This is a genomic window from Mycobacterium simiae (genome assembly GCF_010727605.1).
In the GTDB taxonomy this organism is placed as follows: Bacteria; Actinomycetota; Actinomycetes; order Mycobacteriales; family Mycobacteriaceae; genus Mycobacterium; species Mycobacterium simiae.
Map to the genome: position 1 here is coordinate 5,077,290 of NZ_AP022568.1, position 22,862 is coordinate 5,100,151.

The 22,862-nt window shown below is 69.2% G+C and carries 8 protein-coding genes and 1 pseudogene; 7 read left to right on the forward strand and 2 right to left on the reverse strand.

All coding sequences use genetic code 11. The features are described from left to right. Positions 1-7 precede the first annotated feature (7 nt). Positions 8-865, forward strand: coding sequence for a type 1 glutamine amidotransferase domain-containing protein (locus G6N33_RS23705; RefSeq protein ID WP_044506365.1), 858 nt, complete (start codon positions 8-10; stop codon positions 863-865). A 17-nt stretch (positions 866-882) separates the two neighbouring features. Here the strand turns inward: G6N33_RS23705 and G6N33_RS23710 are convergent, their stop codons facing one another. Continuing rightward, positions 883-1,575 carry a dienelactone hydrolase family protein gene (locus tag G6N33_RS23710; RefSeq protein ID WP_044506363.1) on the reverse strand — a complete coding sequence of 231 codons (693 nt, stop codon included), beginning with the start codon at positions 1,573-1,575 and terminating at the stop codon, positions 883-885. A gap of 73 nt (positions 1,576-1,648) precedes the next feature. Here G6N33_RS23710 and G6N33_RS23715 point away from each other — a divergent pair, with 73 nt between their 5' ends. From G6N33_RS23715 to lnt, 3 genes and pseudogenes are all read left to right on the forward strand, one after another. Beyond that, positions 1,649-2,179, forward strand: a complete 531-nt coding sequence (locus tag G6N33_RS23715) for an FxsA family protein (protein WP_044506362.1) — start codon at positions 1,649-1,651, stop codon at positions 2,177-2,179. 9 nt (positions 2,180-2,188) lie between these two features. Beyond that, a complete protein-coding gene (locus G6N33_RS23720; protein WP_044506361.1) occupies positions 2,189-3,793 on the forward strand; it encodes an amidohydrolase in 1,605 nt (534 codons plus the stop codon). Then, positions 3,786-6,457 (forward strand): annotated as a pseudogene (gene lnt, locus G6N33_RS23725) (apolipoprotein N-acyltransferase). Before G6N33_RS23720 ends, lnt begins: the two are co-directional and overlap by 8 nt. 9 nt (positions 6,458-6,466) lie before the next feature. On the opposite strand, the gene rbpA reads toward lnt, so the two are convergent. Next, entirely contained in the window at positions 6,467-6,802 is a 336-nt protein-coding gene (rbpA, locus tag G6N33_RS23735; RefSeq protein ID WP_044506359.1) for an RNA polymerase-binding protein RbpA, read from the reverse strand. A gap of 172 nt (positions 6,803-6,974) precedes the next feature. Here rbpA and G6N33_RS27205 point away from each other — a divergent pair, with 172 nt between their 5' ends. The 3 genes from G6N33_RS27205 (at position 6,975) to G6N33_RS23750 (ending at position 22,853) form a co-directional block, all read left to right on the forward strand. Then, the gene (locus G6N33_RS27205; protein WP_081661977.1) at positions 6,975-7,334 is read left to right on the forward strand and encodes a hypothetical protein; all 360 of its coding nucleotides are present in this window, start codon (positions 6,975-6,977) and stop codon (positions 7,332-7,334) included. Positions 7,335-7,653: 319 nt separating this feature from the next. Next, complete coding sequence (locus tag G6N33_RS23745; RefSeq protein WP_163771657.1) at positions 7,654-20,259, forward strand: type I polyketide synthase; 12,606 nt, start codon at positions 7,654-7,656, stop codon at positions 20,257-20,259. After that, positions 20,256-22,853 (forward strand): sugar epimerase family protein, encoded by a 2,598-nt coding sequence (locus tag G6N33_RS23750; RefSeq protein WP_044506355.1) that lies wholly within the window; start codon positions 20,256-20,258, stop codon positions 22,851-22,853. Before G6N33_RS23745 ends, G6N33_RS23750 begins: the two co-directional genes overlap by 4 nt. The last annotated feature ends 9 nt before the right edge of the window (positions 22,854-22,862 follow it).

Consider the following 22,862-nt stretch of genomic DNA (forward strand, 5'->3'; position numbering starts at 1 on the left):
CGCGCTGATGGCCACCGTGCTCATCCCGATCCCGGACCGCGACTTCGACCCCACCGAAGTGGCCGTGAGTTGGCGGGTGTTGACCGACAACGGCCACAACGTGATCTTCGCGACCGAGAGCGGAACATCCGGCGTCGCCGACGACGTCATGGTGACGGGCCGGGGGCTGGACATCTGGTCCGCGATACCGATACTGAACTTCTTCCCGCTCGTGGGACTTGCGTTGCGCGCCAATGGGAACGCCCGCGACGCCTACGGGGCGATGGTGCGTTCCGACGAGTTCCGTCACCCGGTCAGCTGGGCCGAGGCCACCCTGGATGGCACCGATGCACTGCTGCTGCCCGGCGGCCATCGCGCCCGCGGCATGCGCAGCTACGTCGACAGCGACGTCCTGCAGCGGTTGGTGGTCGACGCGTTCGCCCGCGGCATGATCGTCGCCGCGATCTGTCATGGCGTGTTGCTGGCCGCCCGCAGCATCGATCCTCAGACGGGGCGCTCGGTCCTGTACGGGCGCAAGACGACCGCGCTCACCTGGGCCATGGAGCGGCTGGCCTGGCGGCTCACCCGCATCACCCGATTCTGGGATCCCGACTACTACCGCACCTACACCGAAGAGCCCGGGCAGCCCAGCGGGTACATGTCCGTGCAGTCGGAAGTCACCCGGGCGCTGAAAGACCCGACCGATTTCCGCGACGTCGAGCACGGCACGCCGCACGCCCGGCTCAAGTCTTCTGGTCTGGCGCGCGACACGGTAACCGACTCGCGGCCGGCATTCGTCGTCGACGACGGCAACTACCTCTCGGCGCGCTGGCCCGGTGATACCCATACCTTCGCGGGTGTTCTCTCCAACAAGCTCGCGACGTAGTACTGCCGCGAGTAGTACTACCGCAAGTGCTCGCCGAAGAACGCGAAGACCCGGCTCCACGCGTCCTCGGTCGCGGCTTGGTCGTAACCGAAACCCGTGACACGAAGCAGCGGCTGGGCGGGCAGGGTGTTGGCGAAGCTGTGCCCCACGCCGGGGTAGACCTTGATGTCGTTAGTGATCCCTTTGGCCGCAACGACTTTACGGAGCTTCTCGGGTGCACCCTTGCCCAACGGGTCACGCTCGCCGAAGCTCGCCACGATCGGGCACGCCCCCTGCAACACGTCGTTCAGATGCCGCGGCAGTGGGGCGCCGTAGAACGGGGCGGATGCACCAAAACCTTTGGGAGACAAGAGCAGTGCAAATTGTCCGCCCATACAGAAACCGGCGATCCCGACCTGCCCCGTACAGTCCGGCAACGACTGCAGATGATCGCGGGCGGCGAGGATGTCGTCCAGGGCCCGGCCGCGCTGTGTCATCAGTTCGCGCATCACCCGGGTGATGCAGCGCATTCGGCCGCCACGGGCATACATGTTCGGCGTGATCGCCACGTAACCGGCCTGGGCGATGCGGTCGTTGATCGACTGCTTGTCCCGCCCGTAGCCGAACGCGTCGTGGACCACGACCACGCCCGGCCAGGGCCCCTGCCCGGGCGGAATGCTCAACAACGCGTCGATCGGGCCGTTCGGGGTGTCGATCTCAATCGTGGTCATGTCGTTATCTAACTGCAGCCGCGCTGGCCGCCACTAGGGGAACTTCGGCACGACCCGCGAACGTTGGCCTGACATGGTGCGCCGGTTGTTACTCATCTACGCCGTCGTCGAACTGACCGCGATTTTCGCGCTGGTGTCGACGATCGGATGGGGCTGGACCCTGCTGAGCCTGCTTGCCACGTTCATCCTGGGCTGGGGTTTGCTGGCCCCGATGGCGGGCTCGCAGCTGCTTCGTAACCTCGGCCAGATGCGCTCCGGAGCGAAAGCACCCCGGTCGACGTTGGGTGATGGGGCGACGACGACCGTCGCGACGGCACTAGTCCTAGTGCCCGGTCTGGTCACCACGGTGTTGGGAGTGCTGTTGCTGCTGCCCCCGGTGCGTGCCGCCGTCGGCCCCGCCGTAAGCGGCTTCGCGCTGCGCGGCCTGCAGCGCCACGCTCCATTGCTGGTCGGTTACCCGGCCGAGTCCGGCGACCTCCGTCGTCCCCGCACTGGTCGGGACTACATCGACGGTGAGGTCATCGACGTCCACCATGTCGAGGATGTCGAACCCTCCGCCCTGTCCACCGACGACCACTGGGGCGGCCCCCGGTACTCCGCGTAGTTTTGCGGAGTGACCCGCATACCCACCACGCTGCTGCTCAACGGGCGGGTGCACAGCCCCAGCCACCCCGACGCGACCGCGATGGCGGTGCGGGGCGAGGTCGTCGCCTGGCTAGGCAGCGACGAGGTGGGCCGTCGACAATTTCCCGACGCCGAGGTGGTGGACCTCGACGGCGGTTTCGTGGCCCCGGCCTTCGTGGACAGCCACATCCACGTGACGGCCACCGGCCTCACCCTCAGCGGGCTGGATCTGCGGCGGGCGAGCTCCCGGGCGCACTGCCTGCAACTGATCGCCGACTACGCCGAGGCCCACCCCGGCCAGCCGGTGTGGGGGCACGGCTGGGACGAATCGACCTGGCCCGACCACACCCCGCCGTCGACCGCCGACCTTGACGCGGTGCTGGGCGCGCGGCCCGCTTACCTGGCACGCATCGACGTCCATTCCGCGCTGGCCTCCACCGGACTGCGCAGCCGAGCGCCGGACCTACCCGCGGCGCGGGGTTTCACCGCCCAACAGCCCCTGACCGGCGACGCACACCATCGCGTTCGGGCGGTAGCCCGCGACCTGCTGACCGGCCCCCAGCTGGCCGAAGCTCGGTCGGCCGCCCTGCGGGCCATAGCCGCCTCCGGCACCGTGGCGGTGCACGAATGCGCGGGCCCCGAGATCGGCGGACTCGACGACTGGCGACAACTTCGCGAGCTCGATCACGGCGTCGAGGTCATCGGCTACTGGGGCCAAGCAGTGTCCAGCGCCGAGGAGGTCCGGACGCTGATGGCCGAAACTGGTGCCCGCGGGCTGGCCGGCGACCTCTTCGTCGACGGCGCCCTCGGATCCCACACCGCCTGGCTGCACGAGCCCTACGCCGACGCGCCGGACTGCCGGGGCACGGCGTATCTGGATGCCGACGTGATCGAAGCGCATCTGCGCGCCTGCACCCAGGCGCGGGTGACGGCCGGCTTCCACGTCATCGGCGACGCGGCGGTCTCGGCGGCGGTCGATGCGTTGGGACGCGTCGTCGCCGACCTCGGGGTGCCCGCGGTGGCCCGCTGCGGACACCGGCTGGAGCACGTCGAGATGGTCACCGCCGATCAGGCGGCCAAGCTGGGAGCGTGGGGTGTCCTCGCCAGCGTGCAGCCAAATTTCGATGCGCTGTGGGGCGGCAGCAACGGCATGTACGCCGAGCGCCTCGGCGCCCATCGAGGCAGTCAACTCAACCCGCTAGCGCTGTTAGCATCCCAAGGCGTGCCCCTCGCGCTAGGTTCCGACGCACCGGTGACGGGAATCGACCCCTGGGCCAGCGTGCGCGCCGCGGTCAACCACCACACTCGCGGCAGCGGCGTGTCGGTGCGAGCGGCCTTCGCCGCAGCCACCCGCGGCGGCTGGCGGGCATGCGGCGTCCGCGACGGCGATATCGGCGCCCTGGTCCCCGGCGCGCCCGCGTCCTACGCCGTGTGGGACGTCGAGGAGCTCGACGTGCACGCCCCGGAGGACAGCGTCCAGCGATGGTCCACCGACCCGCGGTCCCGCGTTCCCGCGCTGCCTCGGCTGGACCCGGCCGACGAGCTGCCGCGCTGCCGGCGAACCGTCCATCGGGGTGCTGTCCTGTATGGCTAGCGACGAGCCCGATCCGCTCAACGAGCCTGAGCCCGAGCTCGCGGCGGCCGACGAACCCGAGCCCGATCCGGACGACCAGACCCGGCCCGGCGCATTAGCGCGGCTGCGCGCCGCGGCGATCGCCCGGCTGCCCGGCATCAAAGCCGCGCTGTGGCCCCGGCTGTCGCGGCTGACCGTCAGCATCGCGGCGGGCATCCTCATGTGCACCAGCTTCCCGTCGGCGAACTGGTGGTGGGCCGCCGTCGTGGCCGCCGCGCTGCTGGCTTGGGTGTTGCAGCACCCCGCCACCTCGCTGGTTGGCGGCTTCGGCTACGGATTCCTGTTCGGCCTGGCGTTCTATGCCCCGCTGCTGCCGTGGATCAGCCTGCTGGTAGGCGCCGTACCGTGGCTAGCGCTGGCGACGATGTGCGCCCTGTTTCCCGGAATCTTCGGTCTATTCGCGGTCCTGGTCCGGCGACTCCCCGGCTGGCCGATCTGGTTTGCGCTGCTCTGGACGGCTCAGGAGTGGCTGAAGTCGATCTTCCCGTTCGGCGGGTTCCCGTGGGGCGGGGTCGCCTTCGGCCAGACCGAAGGACCGCTGCTGCCGCTGGTACAGCTCGGGGGCGTCGCGCTGCTGTCCATGGCGGTGGTGCTGGTGGGATTCAGCGCGACCGCCATTGCGCTGGAAATCGTCAAGTGGTGGCGGACCGGGGCGCGCGCACGGGACAACGCCGCGGTTACGGGCACGGAATCGGAGGCCCCGCCGCCGCCCGCGGTCGTGGTCCCCGGCGTCTGCATCTGTCTGGTGTTGTTCGCCTCGCTGATCATCTGGCCGCAGGTCCGCCACTCGGGAGCCGGATCGGGGGGTGAACCGCCCGTCACCGTCGCGGCCGTTCAGGGCAACGTGCCCAGGCTCGGCCTCGACTTCAACGCGCAACGTCGAGCGGTGCTGGACTACCACGTAGAAGAGACGCTGCGGCTGGCCGACGACGTGCGCGCGGGGGTGGCGCCACAGCCGCAATTCGTCATCTGGCCGGAGGACTCCTCCGACATCGACCCGTTCGTCAACGCCGACGCCGCCGAACGGATCGCAGCCGCAGCGCACGCGATCAACGCGCCGATCCTGATCGGCGCGGTGCTGGCGGTGCCCGGCCGGGACAACGAGCCGGAGGAATACACCAACACCGCGATCGTATGGAACCCGGGCACCGGGGCGGCGGACCGGCACGACAAGGAAATCGTGCAGCCCTTCGGGGAGTACCTGCCGATGCGCTGGCTCTTCAAGCATCTGTCCGGCTACGCCGACCGGGCCGGCAATTTCGTGCCCGGCAACAGCGACGATGTGGTGCAGATCGGCGGCGTGCCGGTCGGTGTGTCCACGTGCTGGGAAGTGATCTTCGACCGGCAGCCGCGCAAGGCCGTCCGCAACGGCGCCCAGCTGCTGGCGGTACCCGCCAACAACGCCACGTTCAACAAGCGCATGAGCGAGCAACAGCTGGCGTTCGCGAAGCTCCGCGCCGTCGAGCATGACCGGTACGTCGTGGTCGCGGGGACCACCGGGATCAGTGCGGTGATCGCGCCCGACGGCGCCGAGCTGGTTCGGACCGACTTCTTCCAGCCCGCCTACCTCGACATCCAGGTGCGACTGAAGACGCAGCTGACGCCGGCAACCCGCTGGGCCCCGCTAGTCCAGTGGATTCTGATCGCGGCGGCCGGAGCGGTCATCCTGGCCGGAATACGGCACAATAAGAGCTTTCCGCGTCCGGTTCGGCTCAGGTCTCGGCCTTCGGCTGAACCAGCGGATGCTGCCGCGGCCCCGGACGAATCCCAACCCGACCCCCCGATCGAAGAGGGCGACCCACGACCGCGTCATCTCGGGCGACATAGAGGAGCTAAATGACCACCGGCGAGCAGGCGACCAACTCGGGCAGTCGTCCCAGCCAGCGTGTTTTGGTTATCATCCCCACCTTCAACGAGCGGGAGAATTTGCCGCTGATCCATCGGCGGGTGACGGACTCCTGCCCGGAGGCGCACATCCTGATCGTCGATGACGGCAGCCCGGACGGCACCGGGGAACTCGCCGACGAGCTGGCCGCGGGCGACGGCGGCCGCACCCACGTCATGCACCGCACCGCCAAGGATGGTTTGGGCGCCGCCTACCTTGCGGGCTTCGGCTGGGGGATGAGCCGCGACTACGCGGTCCTGGTCGAGATGGACGCCGACGGCAGCCACGCCCCCGAACAGCTACGTCGGCTGCTGGACGCCGTCGACGCCGGGGCCGACCTCGCCATCGGTTCGCGTTACGTCGACGGGGGAGCCGTGCGCAACTGGCCCAAACGCCGCTGGGCGCTGTCCTGGACGGCGAACACCTACGCGCGCCTGGCGCTCGCCATCGACATTCACGACATCACCGCCGGCTATCGCGCATACCGCCGCGAAGTACTGGAGGCCATCGACCTCGACGGCGTCGATTCCAAGGGCTACTGCTTCCAGATCGACCTGACCCGCCGCACGCTCGACAACGGGTTCATCGTCGTCGAGGTGCCGATCACCTTCACCGAGCGGGAACTCGGTGTATCCAAGATGAGCGGATCCAACATTCGGGAAGCGTTGGTCAAGGTCGCCAAGTGGGGTATCGAAAGGCGCCGCAACGGCGCGCGGGCGGATGCCGCCAACCGGACCTGACGGCCCGACTCAGCCGCGGCGCTTCGAGCGGATCAGTTCGAGACGCTCCTTGAGCAGCTCTTCGAGTTCTTCGACGCTGCGGCGCTCGAGCAGCATGTCCCAGTGCGTGCGCGGCGGCTTGACCTTCTTCGGCTCGGGCAGGTCGCCCTCGACCAGGGTGCCCTCCATGCCATTGCGGCACAGCCAGGTGCCTGGGATCTCGGCGTCGTCGGCGAACGGAACCTCGAATTCCTCGCCGTTCTCGGTGCGATACTTCGCCAGCTGCCGGGGAGCCAGGTCATGGTTGCGGTCGGTCTCGTAGCTCACGGCTCCGAGGCGGCTACCCCTCAGGACACGATCAGCCATGGCTGCTACTCCTTTGTGAATCCTCTGAGCTTTAAGCTCTCGTGACGCGTTTGTAGTTCGCATGGCAAACGTTGAAACGCTCTGCGTAGTTCCCGAGTCGACACGCGGCACACGCGACTCGACCTCCCATGATACCGGGATCGAGGAGGGCAGCGGACTAAAGTCGGCAAGCGTGAGCCGCCGTTCCCATCCGCAACCGTGTCGCTGGTGCGGTCGAGATGTCACCGAGGTGGGGCTAGGCCGGCGCCGTCAGTACTGCCGGCAGTCATGTCGGCAGCGCGCCTACGAGCAGCGAGCCGCAATGACCCGAGGTGAGGGCGGGGCTGCGCTGGCGTTACCGCCGGATGCCGTGGTGTTGTCGGCCGACGACGCCGCCGACCTCTCCGACCGCATCTACCAGGTCCGATGTGCGGCCGAAGACGTCGCCACGGCGCTGGAGGAAGGCGCCGGGGCCGCCGAGCTTCGCGAACTGTGCGACGTGTTGCTGCGCGCCGCTCAAGCCGCCGACGGCTGGCGCCGGGTGAGCGTCTGACCAGGCCAAACCCCCACCGATGGGGAGCCGGGTACAGTCGCGCCATAGATGGCGTGCCAGGTCCCCGCGGACGCGGCGTTCACACGCCGAGGCCGGTCCTCCTACAGCAACCGGGAGCATCGGGCGTTTTGAAATCCCGCCGGAGTTGGACATACTCACCAGCGACATTCTTGGGTCGGAGAGCAACACGAACACGTCGCTTCGTGCAGTAACTTCCGTGACTCGGCGAGAAGCCGCATCCGGCGGTCGAAACCGGGCCGTCGAAACCGGCGCTCGAAACCGGCCGCCGAACCGGCCACGTTAGGCGAGGGGTACTGAGGTGGATCAACTCCAGCATGCGACCGAGGCGCTGCGCAAAGCCCTGGTCCAGGTTGAACGCCTGAAGCGCACCAACCGTGCGTTGCTGGAGCGCTCGAGCGAGCCCATCGCAATCGTCGGTATGTCGTGCCGGTTCCCGGGTGGGGTGGATACGCCCGAGCGGCTGTGGGAGATGGTGGCCGACGAGCGCGACGTGATCTCGGAGTTCCCGACCGACCGGGGTTGGGACCTGGCCGGCCTGTTCGATCCCGACCCCGATGCGCGCCACAAGACCTACGCCCGCAGCGGTGGGTTCGTGGACGGTGTCGCGGATTTCGATCCGGCATTCTTCGGCATCGCGGCCAGCGAGGCGCTCGCAATGGATCCCCAGCACCGGATGTTGCTGGAACTGTCCTGGGAGGCGCTGGAGCGCGGCGGCATCGACCCCAGCGGCCTACGGGGCAGCGCGACCGGAGTGTTCGCCGGACTCATCGTCCAGGGCTACGGCATGCTCGCCGAGGAAATCGAGGGGTACCGGCTGACCGGCATGACCTCGAGCGTGGCGTCGGGCCGGGTGTCGTATGTGTTGGGTTTGGAGGGCCCGGCGGTGTCGGTGGATACGGCGTGCTCGTCGTCGTTGGTGGCGTTGCATATGGCGGTGCAGTCGTTGCGCTCCGGTGAGTGCGACCTGGCCCTGGCCGGCGGCGCGACCGTCAACGCCACCCCAACGGTTTTCGTGGAGTTCAGCCGGCACCGCGGGCTCTCGCCGGACGGCCGCTGCAAGGCCTACGCCGGTGCGGCCGACGGAGTCGGCTGGTCCGAGGGTGGCGCCATGTTGGTGGTGGAGCGGTTGTCGGATGCGCGGCGGTTGGGGCATCCGGTGTTGGCGGTGGTGCGGGGTTCGGCGGTCAATCAGGATGGGGCGTCGAATGGGTTGACGGCGCCCAATGGTCCGTCGCAGCAGCGGGTGGTGCGTGCGGCGTTGGCTAATGCGGGGTTGTCGGCGGCTGAGGTTGATGTGGTGGAAGGTCATGGGACCGGTACCACGTTGGGTGATCCGATTGAGGCGCAGGCGTTGTTGGCGACGTATGGGCAAGAGCGGGCGCAGTTTGGGAAAGAGCCGCTGTGGTTGGGGTCGGTCAAGTCGAATATGGGTCATACCCAGGCTGCGGCGGGGGTGGCTGGGGTGATCAAGATGGTGCAGGCGATGCGCCATGGGGTGTTGCCGGCGACGTTGCATGTGGATCGGCCGAGTCCGCATGTGGATTGGTCGGTGGGTGCGGTGTCGTTGTTGACGCAGGCGCGGCCTTGGAAGGTCGAGGATAGCCGGGGGGCTCGTCGTGCTGGGGTGTCGTCGTTTGGGATTAGCGGCACTAATGCCCATGTCATCCTCGAGTCTGTCCCGGTGGAGGAGCCGCGTGAGGCGAGTTGTAAACCTCCCGTGCTGGCGTGGGTGGTTTCGGCGAAGTCGTTGTCGGCGTTGGGGTCTCAGGCTGTCCGGCTGGCGGATCATCTGCGCGCGCACCCCGACCTCGACATGGCCGACGTGGCATGGTCATTGGCGGGCCGATCGGCCTTCGAGCATCGCGCCGTCATCGTCGGCCGCGATCGTGACCAATTGCTGGCGGGCCTGCAGGAGCTGACCGGTGACGACGTGGGCGGCGCGGTCATCCGCGGCGCCGCGCTGCCGATGAGCAAACACGTCTTTGTATTTCCTGGCCAGGGCTCCCAGTGGGTGGGCATGGGCGTCGAATTGCTGGATACCGCACCGGTTTTCGCTCGGCAGATCGAGGCATGCGGGCAGGCCTTCGCGGAATTCGTCGACTGGTCGCTGATCGACGTGCTGCGCGGCGCCCCCGGTGCGCCCGGCATGGACCGCGTCGACGTCGTTCAGCCGGTGCTGTTCGCGGTGATGGTGTCGTTGGCCGAAGTGTGGAAGTCGATCGGGGTCAACCCGGACGCGGTGATCGGCCATTCGCAGGGCGAGATCGCCGCGGCCTATGTCGCCGGTGCATTGACGCTACGCGACGCGGCCCGTGTGGTCACGCTGCGCAGCAAACTGCTGCGATCGCTCGCACACCCCGGAGGCATGGTTTCCCTCGCCTGCAGTACCGAGCGGGCGCGAGAGTTGTTGGCGCCCTACAGCAATCGGCTCAGTATCGCCGCCGTCAATGGGCCCTCGGCCGTCGTGGTGTCGGGTGAGGTCGCCGCGCTGGAGGAACTCATCGCCTTCTGCGTCGACCTCGAGCTGCGGGCCCGCCGCATCGACGTCGACTACGCGTCGCACTCGGTCGAGGTGGAGGCGATCCGCCGCGAGCTGATTGACGTGTTGGCCGGCATCGAGCCGCGCTCCTCGCGTGTCGCGTTCTTCTCTACGGTCACCGGAAGCCGCTTGGACACAGCAGCTCTGGACGCCGCCTACTGGTACCGCAACATTCGGCAGACGGTGCAGTTCGACCAGGCGGTGCGCACCGCCTGCGAGCACGGGTACCGGACCTTCATTGAATCCAGTCCGCATCCCGCCTTGATCGCGGGCATCGAAAACACCTGCTCCGGCACCGCCGATGCCGAGACCATCGTGGTTCCCACCCTGGGCCGCGACGATGGCGGCCTGGGGCGATTCCTGATGTCGGCGGCGACCGCCTTCACCGCGGGTGTGAACGTGAACTGGCGCGGCCTGCTGGACGGCGCTGCCTTCGTCGAGCTTCCGACGTATGCGTTTGACCGGCGCAGGTTTTGGCTCTCCGGCGAGGGATCCGGCGCTGACCTAGCGGGTCTGGGACTGGGAGCCAGCGAGCACCCGCTGCTGAGCGCCGTGGTCGACCTACCGTCGTCGGGCGGAGTGCTGTTGACGGGCCGGTTGTCACCGAGCGTGCAGGGCTGGCTTGCCGATCACGCGGTGTCGGGCACCGTGGTGTTTCCGGGCGCCGGGTTCGTCGAGCTGGCGATCCGCGCCGGTGACGAAGTCGGCTGCTCGACCGTCGAGGAGCTGACGCTGCAAGCACCGCTGCTGTTGCCCGCCGGCGAGGCCGGATTCGGTTCGGTGGCCGTCCAAGTCGTGGTGGATCCGGCCGACGGGGCACCTGACGCTGGCGGGGGAGAATCCGGTCGGCGTGGCGTCGCGATCTTCTCCCGCCTCAGTCCCGACGCCGCCTGGGTGTGCCACGCCGAGGGCGTGTTGAGCTCCGCGTCGGTCGAGCAGCACGCGGATCTGTCCGTGTGGCCGCCGCCGGGCGCCGTCGCGGTGGATACGGCCGGCGCGTACCAGACGTTGGCGACCCGCGGATACGGTTACGGCCCCGCGTTCCAGGGTCTGACCGCCGCCTGGGTCCGCGGCGATGAGGTATTCGCCGAGGTGCGGCTGCCCGATGCGGCCGGCGGCGTCAACGGATTCGGCGTGCACCCGGCATTGCTCGATGCGGCAATGCATTCCATGGTCGTCGCCCGCCACGGCGCCGACGAGTCCGAGGTGATGTTGCCGTTCTCCTGGCAGGGTGTGGCGCTGCACGCTGCCGGCGCCTCCGCAGTGCGCGCCCGCATCGCGCCCGCCGGCGCAGTGTCGGACTCGAAGTCGGCCTCCAAGTCGGCCTCGATCGAGCTGGCCGACGCGCTCGGGCTGCCGGTGCTGTCGGTGGCCGCCATGGCGGTGCGACCGGTCACCGAGCAGCAGCTGCGTGCGGCCGTTTCGACCTCGGCGCAGGACCGGCTGTTCGAGCTGGTGTGGTCTCCGGCGCAGGTGGCCGCGGATCCCGCATCCGCCGGCGCCCACCGATTGTTCGAATCCGATGTCCCCCAAGGCGATCCGGTCACGGCCAGCCATGAGCGCACCCATCGAGCGCTAGCGGCCGTGCAGTCCTGGCTGACCGAGAGCGACTCGGGGGTCCTGGTCGTCGCGACCCGCGGCGCAATGGGATTGCCTGGGGAGGACATTACCGATCTGGCGGGCGCCGCGGTATGGGGGCTCGTCCGCTCGGCGCAGACGGAGCATCCCGGCCGCATCGTGCTCGTGGATTCCGATGTGACCCTTGACGAAACCGCGACCGCGACCGTGGTGGCGGCCGGTGAACCGCAGCTGTTGCTGCGCGGCGGCACGCTCTACACCGCCCGCGTGCGCGGCAGCCGCGCGGTGCAAAGCATCCTCGAACCACCCGGTAACGGACCATGGCGGCTCGGCATTAGCAGCGCGGGCACGTTTGAGAACCTACGCCTGGAACCGGTTCCGGGCGCCGACGCACCGCTGCAGCCGGGACACGTTCGGGTGGCGCTGCGCGCCATCGCCACCAACTTCCGTGACGTGATGATCACGCTGGGCATGTTCACCCACGACGCGCTGCTCGGCGGCGAGGGCGCGGGTGTCGTCGTCGAGGTCGGCCCGAACGTCACCGAATTCGCGGTCGGCGACCCGGTTTACGGATTCTTCCCGGACGGCAGCGGCACGCTGGTGCCCGGCGACGTGCGCCTGCTGTTGCCGAAACCTGCGGACTGGTCCTACGCCGAGGCAGCCGCCATCTCCGCGGTGTTCACCACGGCATACATGGCGTTCATCCATCTGGCCGAGGTTCGGCCCGGCCAGCGGGTGTTGGTGCACGCCGCGGCCGGCGGGGTGGGGATGGCCGCCGTGCAGCTGGCCCGTCACCTGGGCCTGGAGGTGTTCGCCACGGCCAGCCGTGGCAAGTGGGACACGTTGCGGGCCATGGGCTTTGACGATGACCACATCGGGGATTCGCGCAGCCTCGAGTTCGAGGAGAAGTTCCGGGCGGTGACCGCCAGGGCCGGTGCGGCCGGGATGGACGTGGTGCTGGATTCGTTGGCCGGCGAGTTCGTGGACGCCTCGCTGCGCCTGGTCGCCCCCGGTGGCGTGTTCCTGGAGATGGGCAAGACCGACATCCGCGACCCCGACGCGGTCGCGCGGGAATATCCCGGCGTGCGGTACCGGGCCTTCGACCTGTTCGAGCCGGGCCGCCCCCGGATGCATGAGTGGATGCTCGAGCTCGCAAAGCTTTTCGACGCCGGTGTGCTGCGGCCCTTGCCGGTGACGACCTTCGATGTGCGACGCGCTCCCAGTGCGCTGCGCTATCTCAGCCAGGCTCGCCACGTCGGCAAGGTCGTCATGACCCTGCCGGGCGCGTGGACGTCGGGCACGGTCCTGGTCACCGGCGGAACCGGCATGGCGGGTTCGACGCTGGCCCGCCATCTGGTGACGCGACACGGCGCGCGGAACCTGGTGCTGCTGAGTCGCCGTGGCCCTGACGCCGAGTCCGCCGCGCTCATCGAGGAATTGGAGGCGGCCGGGGCCCGGGCGACCGTCGTCGCCTGCGACGCCGCCGACCGTGACGCGCTGGCCGCGGTGATCGCCGCGATCCCGGCGCAGTTCCCGCTGTCGGCGGTGATCCACGCGGCCGGTGTGCTCGACGACGCGATGGTCACCTCGCTGACGCCCGAGCGAATCGACGCGGTGTTGCGGGCCAAAGTGGATGCGGCCTGGAATCTGCACGAGCTCACCCGCGAGCTGGATGTGTCTGCGTTCGTGATGTTCTCGTCGATGGCGGGCCTGGTCGGCTCGTCGGGTCAGGCCAACTACGCGGCGGGTAACACCTTCCTCGACGGGCTGGCCGCGCACCGGCGGGCACACGGGTTGCCGGCGATCTCCCTGGCGTGGGGGCTGTGGGATCAGGCCAGCGCCATGACCGGCGGCTTGGACGCCGCCGGTCGCGCCCGGTTGAGCCGCGACGGAATCCTGGCGCTGTCGTCAGACGAGGCGATGGAATTGTTCGACACCGCCCTGATTGCCGATGAGGCGGTTATCGCCCCCGCCCGGATCGACCTGGCGGCGTTGCGGGCGCACGCCGCCGTCGTTCCGCCGATGTTCAGCGATCTGCTCAATGCACCGACCCGCCGCCGCGTCGACGACTCGCTGGCCGCGGCGAAGTCGAAATCGGCGCTGGCACACCGCCTGCACGGGCTTTCCGAACCGGAGCAGCATGCCCTACTGCTCGATCTGGTCCGGTCCCACATTGCAACCGTGCTCGGCAGCGCCACGGCCGAGGCGATCGATCCCGACAAGGCCTTCCAGGACCTGGGTTTCGACTCGCTGACCGCGGTCGAAATGCGCAATCGGTTGAAAACCGCTACCGGACTGGTACTTTCGCCGACCCTCATCTTCGACTACCCGACGCCGAACGGGCTGGCCGGTTACCTGCGCACCGAGCTCGCCGGGGTGCCGCAGGAGATCGCCACCGCCCCGGTCGTCCAGGTGAGCGGCGATGACCCGATCGTGATCGTCGGTATGTCGTGCCGGTTCCCGGGTGGGGTGGATACGCCCGAGCGGCTGTGGGAGATGGTGGCCGACGAGCGCGACGTGATCTCGGAGTTCCCGACCGACCGGGGTTGGGATCTCGCCGGTGTGTACAACCCGGACCCCGACGTGCCGGGCACCTGCTACACGCGCAGCGGTGGGTTCGTGGACGGTGTCGCGGATTTCGATCCGGCATTCTTCGGCATCACCCCCAGCGAGGCGCTCGCGATGGATCCCCAGCAGCGGATGTTCCTCGAATTGTCGTGGGAGGCGTTGGAGCGGGCCGGAATCGAGCCCGGCGGGCTGCGCGGGAGCGCCACCGGCATGTTCGCCGGCGTGTATACCCAGGGCTACGGTATCGGTGCCGCACCGGCGGCGGAAGGCTTCCGGCTGACCGGACAGTCGTCGAGTGTGGCGTCGGGCCGGGTGTCGTATGTGTTGGGTTTGGAGGGCCCGGCGGTGTCGGTGGATACGGCGTGCTCGTCGTCGTTGGTGGCGTTGCATATGGCGGTGCAGTCGTTGCGCTCCGGTGAGTGCGACCTGGCCCTGGCCGGCGGTGTCACGGTCAACGCCACCCCGGACATCTTCGTCGAGTTCAGCCGGATGCGCGGATTGTCCGCGGACGGCCGCTGCAAGGCCTATGCGGGCGCCGCGGACGGCACCGGGTTTTCCGAGGGCGGCGGCATGTTGGTGGTGGAGCGGTTGTCGGATGCGCGGCGGTTGGGGCATCCGGTGTTGGCGGTGGTGCGGGGTTCGGCGGTCAATCAGGATGGGGCGTCGAATGGGTTGACGGCGCCCAATGGTCCGTCGCAGCAGCGGGTGGTGCGTGCGGCGTTGGCTAATGCGGGGTTGTCGGCGGCTGAGGTTGATGTGGTGGAAGGTCATGGGACCGGTACCACGTTGGGTGATCCGATTGAGGCGCAGGCGTTGTTGGCGACGTATGGGCAAGAGCGGGCGCGGTCTGGGAAAGAGCCGCTGTGGTTGGGGTCGGTCAAGTCGAATATGGGTCATACCCAGGCTGCGGCGGGGGTGGCTGGGGTGATCAAGATGGTGCAGGCGATGCGCCATGGGGTGTTGCCGGCGACGTTGCATGTGGATCGGCCGAGTCCGCATGTGGATTGGTCGGTGGGTGCGGTGTCGTTGTTGACGCAGGCGCGGCCTTGGAAGGTCGAGGATAGCCGGGGGGCTCGTCGTGCTGGGGTGTCGTCGTTTGGGATTAGCGGCACTAATGCCCATGTCATCCTCGAGTCTGTCCCGGTGGAGGAGCCGCGTGAGGCGAGTTGTAAACCTCCCGTGCTGGCGTGGGTGGTCTCGGCGAAGTCGTTGTCGGCGTTGGGGTCTCAGGCTGTCCGGCTGGCCGATCATCTGCGCGCGCACCCCGACCTCGACATGGCCGACGTGGCATGGTCGCTGGCGGGCCGATCGGCCTTCGAGCATCGCGCCGTCATCACCGGAACCGAGCGCGATCGATTGTTGGCCGGGTTCGACGAGTTGGCCGCCGGCGAGATCGGCACGGTCATCCACGGCGCCGCCACCCAGCCCGGTAAGACCGTCTTCGTCTTCCCCGGTCAGGGTTCACAGGTGCTGGGCATGGGAACGGGACTGCACGCCGCCTACCCGGTCTTCGCTGAGGCGTTCGACGCCGTGGTCGAGGAGCTGGACCGGCACCTGTTGCGGCCCCTGCGTGACGTCATGTGGGGGCATGACGAGGACCTGCTGAACACCACCGAGTTCGCGCAACCGGCCCTGTTCGCGGTGGAGGTCGCACTGTTTCGGTTGCTCGAATCGTGGGGCGTGCGGCCCGATTTCGTAATGGGCCACTCAATCGGCGAGGTGGCCGCCGCGCACGTCGCCGGCGTCTTGTCGCTGCAGAACGCCGCGGTGCTGGTGGCCGCGCGCGGCCGGTTCATGCAGGCGTTGCCGGCGGGCGGCGCGATGATCGCCGTGCAGGCCACCGAATCCGAAGTGCGCCCGCTGCTGGCGGCCGACGATCAGGCCGACGTCGGGATTGCCGCGATCAACGGATCTAACTCCGTGGTGATTTCGGGTGCCGAAGACAAGGTCACCGCGATCGCGGAGCGGCTTCGCGCCGACGGCCGTCGCGTCCACCGGCTCGCCGTCTCCCATGCGTTCCACTCGCCGCTGATGGATCCGATGGTCGACGAATTCGGCACGGTCGCCGCGGGACTCGCCGTCGGCAAGCCGACCATTCCGATCGTGTCGAACGTGACCGGGCAGCTGGCCGGCGACGACTACGGCACCGTCGGCTACTGGAAACGGCACGTGCGCGAGGCGGTGCGGTTTGCCGACAGCGTGCGCAGCGCGCGATCCGCGGGCGGCAGCCGATTCTTCGAAGTCGGACCCAGCAGCGGCCTGACGGCTTCCATCGAGGAAACGCTTGCCGTCGACGAGCGGACGCCGGTCGTCACGATGTGCGCGCTGCGCAAAGACCGTCCGGAGCCCGAGACGCTGACCATGGCCGTCGCGCAGGGCTTCGTGTCTGGGATGAACGTGGACTGGCGCGGTGTCGTGGGCGCTGCGAGCTTCGTCGAGTTGCCCACCTATGCCTTTGAGCGGCGCCGGTTTTGGCTCGCCGGTGACGGCGGGACGCGCGACGCGGCGGGTCTGGGACAGGCCGCGAGCGAGCACCCGCTGCTGGGCGCGGTGGTCGAGCTGCCGGCGTCGGGCGGGGTGGTGCTGACCGGGCGGTTGTCGCCCGGCCGGCAGACATGGCTCAACGATCACACCGTGGGCTCGGTGGTGCTGTTCCCCGGCGCGGGATTCGTCGAGCTGGCGGTCCGCGCCGGCGACGAGGTGGGCTGCGGCGTCGTCGAGGAGCTGAATCTCGCTGCGCCCCTGGTGTTGCCGGCCGGCGGATCGGTCGCCGTCCAGGTCGTGGTGGGCGGAGCCGACGACCAGGGCGTGCGAACCGTGTCGGTCTTCTCCCGCGCCGAATCCGGCTCGGGATGGTCGTTGCACGCCGAGGGCATGCTGCGCGCCGGGGCGACCGAGCCCAGCGCCGACATGTCGGCATGGCCGCCGGCGGGAGCCGTTCCGGTCGACGTCGGCGACGGCTACGACCGGCTGGCCGAGCGTGGTTACGGCTACGGTCCCGCGTTCCGCGGCCTGACGTCGATGTGGCGTCGCGGCGAGGAAGTGTTCGCCGAAGTGACGCTGCCCGCGGATGCGGGGTTGTCGGTCACCGGCTTCGGTGTGCACCCGGTGTTGCTTGACGCCGCGCTGCACGCGGTGATCCTTGCCTCGGGGGACGACGAGCTGCCCGAGGGGTCGATGCTAGTGCCGTTCTCTTGGCAGCGGGTGTCGCTGCACGCCGCGGGCGCGACGGCCGTGCGGGCGCGGATCATGCCCGTCAGCGATTCGGCCGTGTCGATCGAGCTCGCGGACGGCCTCGGGCTGCCGGTGCTGTCGGTGGCGTCGATGGTGGCCCGGCCGGTGACCGATCAGCAATTGCTGGCCGCCGTGTCGAGTTCCGGCCCGGATCGGCTGTTCGAGGTGGACTGGTCGGTGCTGCCGTCGTCGTCGGTGCAGCCGGTGTCGGTCTTCGCTTATGGCGCACCGGAATTCGACGTGCCGGAAGGACAGCGCGCCGCGGTGGTGTTCGAGTCGCTGCCGGTTTCCGACGACGTCTTGACGGGTGTGTACGCGGCGACCCGCGCGGTGCTGCCGGTGCTGCAGTCGTGGTTGGCCCGCGAGGGTGCGGGGACGTTGGTGGTGGCCACCCGGGGCGCGATGACGCTGCCGGGCGAGGAGATCACCGATCTGGCCGGCGCGGCGGTGTGGGGTCTGGTGCGCTCGGCGCAGACCGAGCATCCGGGCCGCATCGTGCTGGTCGACACCGACGGCGTGCTCGATGACGAGTCGGTGGCCGCGGTCCTGGCCGCCGGCGAGCCGCAGGTGCTGGTGCGTGGCTCGAAGGTCTACATCGCCCGGGTGCACGGCAGCCGTGCGGTCGGTGCGCTGCTGGTCCCGCCCGGCGACGAGGCGTGGCGGATCGGCATGAGCAGCCGGGGCACCTTTGAGAATCTGCGTTTGGAGCGCATCCCGGACGCCGACACCCCGCTGGGCCCGGGCCAGGTTCGGGTTGCGCTGTCGGCCATCGCGGCCAACTTCCGCGATGTGATGATCGCGTTGGGTCTGTATCCGGATCCGGATGCGGTGATGGGTATCGAGGCGTCCGGTGTTGTTGTGCAGGTCGGCCCCGAAACCGTCTCGACGGATGGCGGTTTCGCGGTCGGCGACCGGGTGATGGGTCTGTTCCCGGACGGAACCGGAACGGTCGCGACGACCGATCAGCGGCTACTGGCCAGGATCCCGGGCGGTTGGTCGCATACCGCCGCCGCGACCACCACGGTGGTCTTCGCGACCGCTTACTACGCGCTGGTGGATCTGGCCGCCGCCAAGCCCGGGCAGCGGGTGTTGGTGCACGCCGCGGCCGGCGGGGTGGGGATGGCCGCCGTGCAGCTGGCCCGTCACCTGGGCCTGGAAGTGTTTGCCACGGCCAGCCGTGGCAAGTGGGACACGTTGCGGGCCATGGGCTTTGACGACGATCACATCGGGGATTCGCGCAGCCTCGAGTTCGAGGAGAAATTCCGGGCGATCACCGCCGGGTCCGGTAGGTCCGGGATGGATATCGTGCTGGATTCGCTGGCCGGTGACTTCGTCGATGCGTCGCTGCGGTTGGTCGCCCCGGGCGGGGTCTTCCTCGAGATGGGCAAGACCGATATCCGCGAGCCCGCCGCGGTCGCCGCCGACCATCCGGGCGTGCGGTATCGCGCCTTTGATCTCTTCGAATCCGGGCCCGATCGCATCCGGCAGATCCTCGACGAGCTGGTCGCGCTGTTCGGCGACGACGTGCTGCGGCCGTTGCCGGTCACCAGGTTCGACATTCGGCGCGCACCGGCGGCGTTGCGGTATTTGAGCCAGGCCCGCCACGTCGGCAAGGTCGTCATGACGGTGCCCGGAGGTCCGGGGAGCGGCCCGGCGGGCGGCACCGTGCTGATCACCGGCGGCACCGGCATGGCCGGCTCGGCGGTGGCCCGGCACCTGGTGTCGCGGCACGGGGCGCGCAACCTGGTGCTGGTGAGCCGCCGGGGCCTGGACGCGCCCGGCGCCGCCGAGTTGATGACCGAGCTTGGTGCGAGCGGCGCTCAGGTGCAGGTGGTCGCCTGCGACGTCGCCGATCGCGAGGCGCTGGCCAAGGTGATCGCCGACATTCCGGTGCAGCGGCCGCTGTCTGGCGTGATCCACGCGGCCGGGATGCTCGATGACGCGGTGATTTCGTCGTTGACCCCGGAACGCGTCGATGCGGTGTTGCGGGCCAAGGTCGATGGCGCGTGGAATCTGCACGAGCTCACCCGCGACCTCGATGTGTCGGCGTTCGTCCTGTTCTCGTCGATGGCCGGGCTGGCGGGGGCGTCGGGCCAGGCCAACTATTCGGCCGCCAACTCCTTCCTGGACGCGTTGGCCCTGCACCGCCGGGCTCATGGCTTGCCGGCGATGTCATTGGGCTGGGGTCTGTGGGATCAGGCCAGCGCCATGACCGGCGCGCTAGGCGCCGCCGATCGCGCCCGGTTCGGCCGGGACGGCATCGTCGCGATGTCCTCCGACCAAGCCCTGGATCTTTTGGACACCGCTCTGATCGTCGACGAGCCGTTCCTGTTGCCCGCGCACATCGACCTCGCGGCGCTGCGGGTCAAGTTCGACGGGGGAACGCTGCCGCCGATGTTCGTCGACCTGATCAACGCCCCGACCCGCCGCCAGGTCGACGACTCGCTGGCCGCGGCCAAGTCGAAATCAGCTCTGCTGCAACGTCTGGAGGGGCTCCCCGAGGACGAGCAGTACGCGGTCCTGTTGGATTTGGTGCGCTCCAACATCGCCACGGTGCTGGGCCAGTCCAGCCCGGAGTCCATCGATCCGGAGCGGGCATTCCAGGAGCTCGGATTCGACTCGCTGACCGCGGTCGAGATGCGTAACCGGTTGAAGTCCGCCACCGGTCTGGCGCTGTCGCCGACGCTGATCTTCGATTACCCGAACTGCGCCGCACTGGCCGGCTACATGCACAGCGAGCTGGTCGGGACGGCGGAGCAGGGCGCCCCGGCCGTCGCCCCCGGGGAAGCCGATATTGCGCGCATGGTCGGGTCGATTCCGGTCAAGCGGCTCCGGCAGGCCGGAGTGCTGGAGTTGTTGCTGGCGTTGGCAACCGAAGACGGCGACGCGCGGGCGATCGCCGCCGGGGCAAGCACCGAGAAGGATATCGCGGACATGGACCTCGAGGACCTACTGAACGCCGCCTTGATCGACGACGACGAATGAGAATCGCGGTCACCGGGGCCAGTGGTGTGATCGGCCGCGGGATCACCGCCCGATTGCTCAGCCAGGGTCACGATGTCGTCGGGATCGCCCGGCGCCGGCCGCAAAGTTGGCCGAGCGCGGCCGATTTCGTCGCGGCGGACATTCGGGATGCCGACGCCGTCGGACGTGGCGTCGGCGGGGCGGATGTCGTGGCTCACCTGGCCTGGGTGCACAGCCTCGGCGACCAGCGCGCCGGCCACGACGTGAACGTCGGCGGCACCCGCAACGTTCTGCACGCGATGGCCGAGACGGGTAGCAGGCGCATCGTTTTCGCGTCTTCGCCGCTCGTCTACGGCCGCGCCGCCGTGCCGAAGGCCGAGCACGAAGCGATGGCTCCGGTATTGACAGACGGGGTGTACCAAGCTCGGGTCGAGGACCTGCTCGCGGCGGCGGGTGTGGAATGGGTCGCGGTGCGCTGCGCGCTGGTCGTGGGTCGCAACGTCGACAACTGGGTGCGCAGGCTGCTGGCACTACCCGCGTTCCCGGACGGCTCGGTCGATCACCCCAGGCAACTCGTCCACCTCGATGACGCGCTGCGGCTGTTCACCCGGGCCGTCGTGGACTACGAAATCGACAGCGGCCCAGTCAATCTCGCGGCACCGGGACAGCGGTCGTTCCGTCAGATCGCTGCGCGGCTGGGGCGCCCGGTGCTGCCGCGAGCACCGTTGCTCGCGGCGGCCGAGCTGGACTTGGTGCGCGGCGCCCCGGTGATGGACACCGCGCGGCTGCGACAACAGTGGGCTTTCCGGCCGGCCTGGAGTTGCGACGAGTGCATCGAGGATGTCGCGCTGGCGGTGCGCGGCCGCATCACGCTGGGTAAGCGGGTCGTGTCGTTGCCGTGGCGGCTGGCCAACGTCACGGACCTGCCGGCCGTCGATGCGCCGGCCGATGACGGTGTGGTCCCTCAATTAGCCGGCCCCGAAGGGCTCAACGGAGAGTTCGACACCCCGATCGACCCGCGTTTCCCGACCTTTCTGGCGACCAACCTGTCCGAGGCCTTGCCGGGGCCGTTCTCGCCGTCCTCGGCGTCTGCGACCGTGCGGGGGCTGCGGGCCGGCGGCGCCGTCATTGCCGAGCGATTGCGGCCGGGCGGAGTGGTGCAGCGCGAAATCGCGATGCGGACCGTCGCCGTCTTCGCGCACCGCCTCTACGGCGCGATCACCTCGGCGCACTTCATGGCGCAAACCGTGCCGTTCGCCAAACCGTCGATGATCGTCAGCAACAGCGGCTTCTTCGGCCCCAGCATGGCCTCCCTGCCGGTCTTCGGGGAGCAGCGTCCCGACGAATCCGGTTGGGCGCGAAGGTTACTGCGCAACGGGCGCAATGTCGGGGTGTTCGGCGTGAACTTGCTGGGCTTGAGTTCCGGGGCGGCGCGGGACACCCGCGCCTTCATTGCCGACGTCGACCGATTGGAACGGTTGGCCGCCGACGTCACCGAACTCGACGATCGTCGGCTGTTGAGCCTCATTGCGCTGGCCCGTGACCACGTGGTGCACGGCTGGGTGCTGGCCTCGGCATCGTTCATGCTGTGCGCGGCGTTCAACGTGTTGCTGCGCGGCCTGTGCGGGCGGGACACCTCGGCACCGGCCGGGCCGGAACTGGTCAGCGCCCGAACAGTGGAGGCCATGCATCGGCTGGTGGTGGCGGCGCGGCGGGACCACAACGTGGCGCGGTTGCTGACCGAACCGGGGGAGCGGCTCGACAAGCTGGCCGTCGACGCGCCGGAGTTTCACGCCGCGGTGCACGCGGAATTGGCGCTGATCGGTCATCGCGGCCCCGCGGAGCTCGAGCTGCTTTCCACCAGCTACGCCGACGACCCGGAACTACTGGTCCGGATGGTGGCCCGAGCCATGACGACGGACGCTGCGCCACCGCCGCCGCGCCCGCGGATTCCGTTGCGGGCCAAGCCGATAGCGCTGCTGGCTGGGAGCCAGCTGCGTGATCGCGAGGCGCGTCGAGACAAGGTGGTGCGAGCCAACTGGGTGCTGCGGGGGCTGCTGCGCGAGTACGGGCGCCGGATGGTCGACGCCGGCATCGTCGAGGCCGTCGACGACGTGTTCTATCTGCTGGTCGACGAACTCGACGCCCTGCCCACCGACGTCGCTGGCCTGGTCGACCGCCGCCGCGCCGAACGGCGCCGGCTGGCGGCCGTCACCGTCCCGACCGTGTTCAGCGGGCACTGGGAGCCGGCCACCACGCCGCCGGCGGTGCTCGGCCGCGGGGAGAGTCTGCGCGGCGTCGGCGTCTGCGGGGGACGGGTGCGCGGCCGGGTGCGCATCGTACGTCCCGAGACGATCGATGAGCTGCAGCCCGGCGAAATCCTGGTCGCCGAGGTGACCGACGTCGGATACACCGCCGCCTTCTGCTACGCCGCCGCGGTGGTGACCGAGCTCGGCGGCCCGATGTCGCATGCGGCCGTGGTGGCCCGCGAGTTCGGCTTCCCCTGCATCGTGGACGTGCAGGGAGCAACCACATCGCTGCCCGCGGGCGCTTTAGTCGAAGTCGACGGCGGCAGCGGCGAGATTCGCGTGCTCGAACTGGCGGACCACCGCTAACCCAGGTTG

Coding starts and splice junctions, on each gene's coding strand:
- G6N33_RS23705 (WP_044506365.1), top strand. CDS start 8: ATGGCCACCGTGCTCATCCCGATCCCGGACCGCGACTTCGACCCCACC.
- G6N33_RS23710 (WP_044506363.1), bottom strand. CDS start 1,575: ATGACCACGATTGAGATCGACACCCCGAACGGCCCGATCGACGCGTTG.
- G6N33_RS23715 (WP_044506362.1), top strand. CDS start 1,649: ATGGTGCGCCGGTTGTTACTCATCTACGCCGTCGTCGAACTGACCGCG.
- rbpA (WP_044506359.1), bottom strand. CDS start 6,802: ATGGCTGATCGTGTCCTGAGGGGTAGCCGCCTCGGAGCCGTGAGCTAC.
- G6N33_RS23750 (WP_044506355.1), top strand. CDS start 20,256: ATGAGAATCGCGGTCACCGGGGCCAGTGGTGTGATCGGCCGCGGGATC.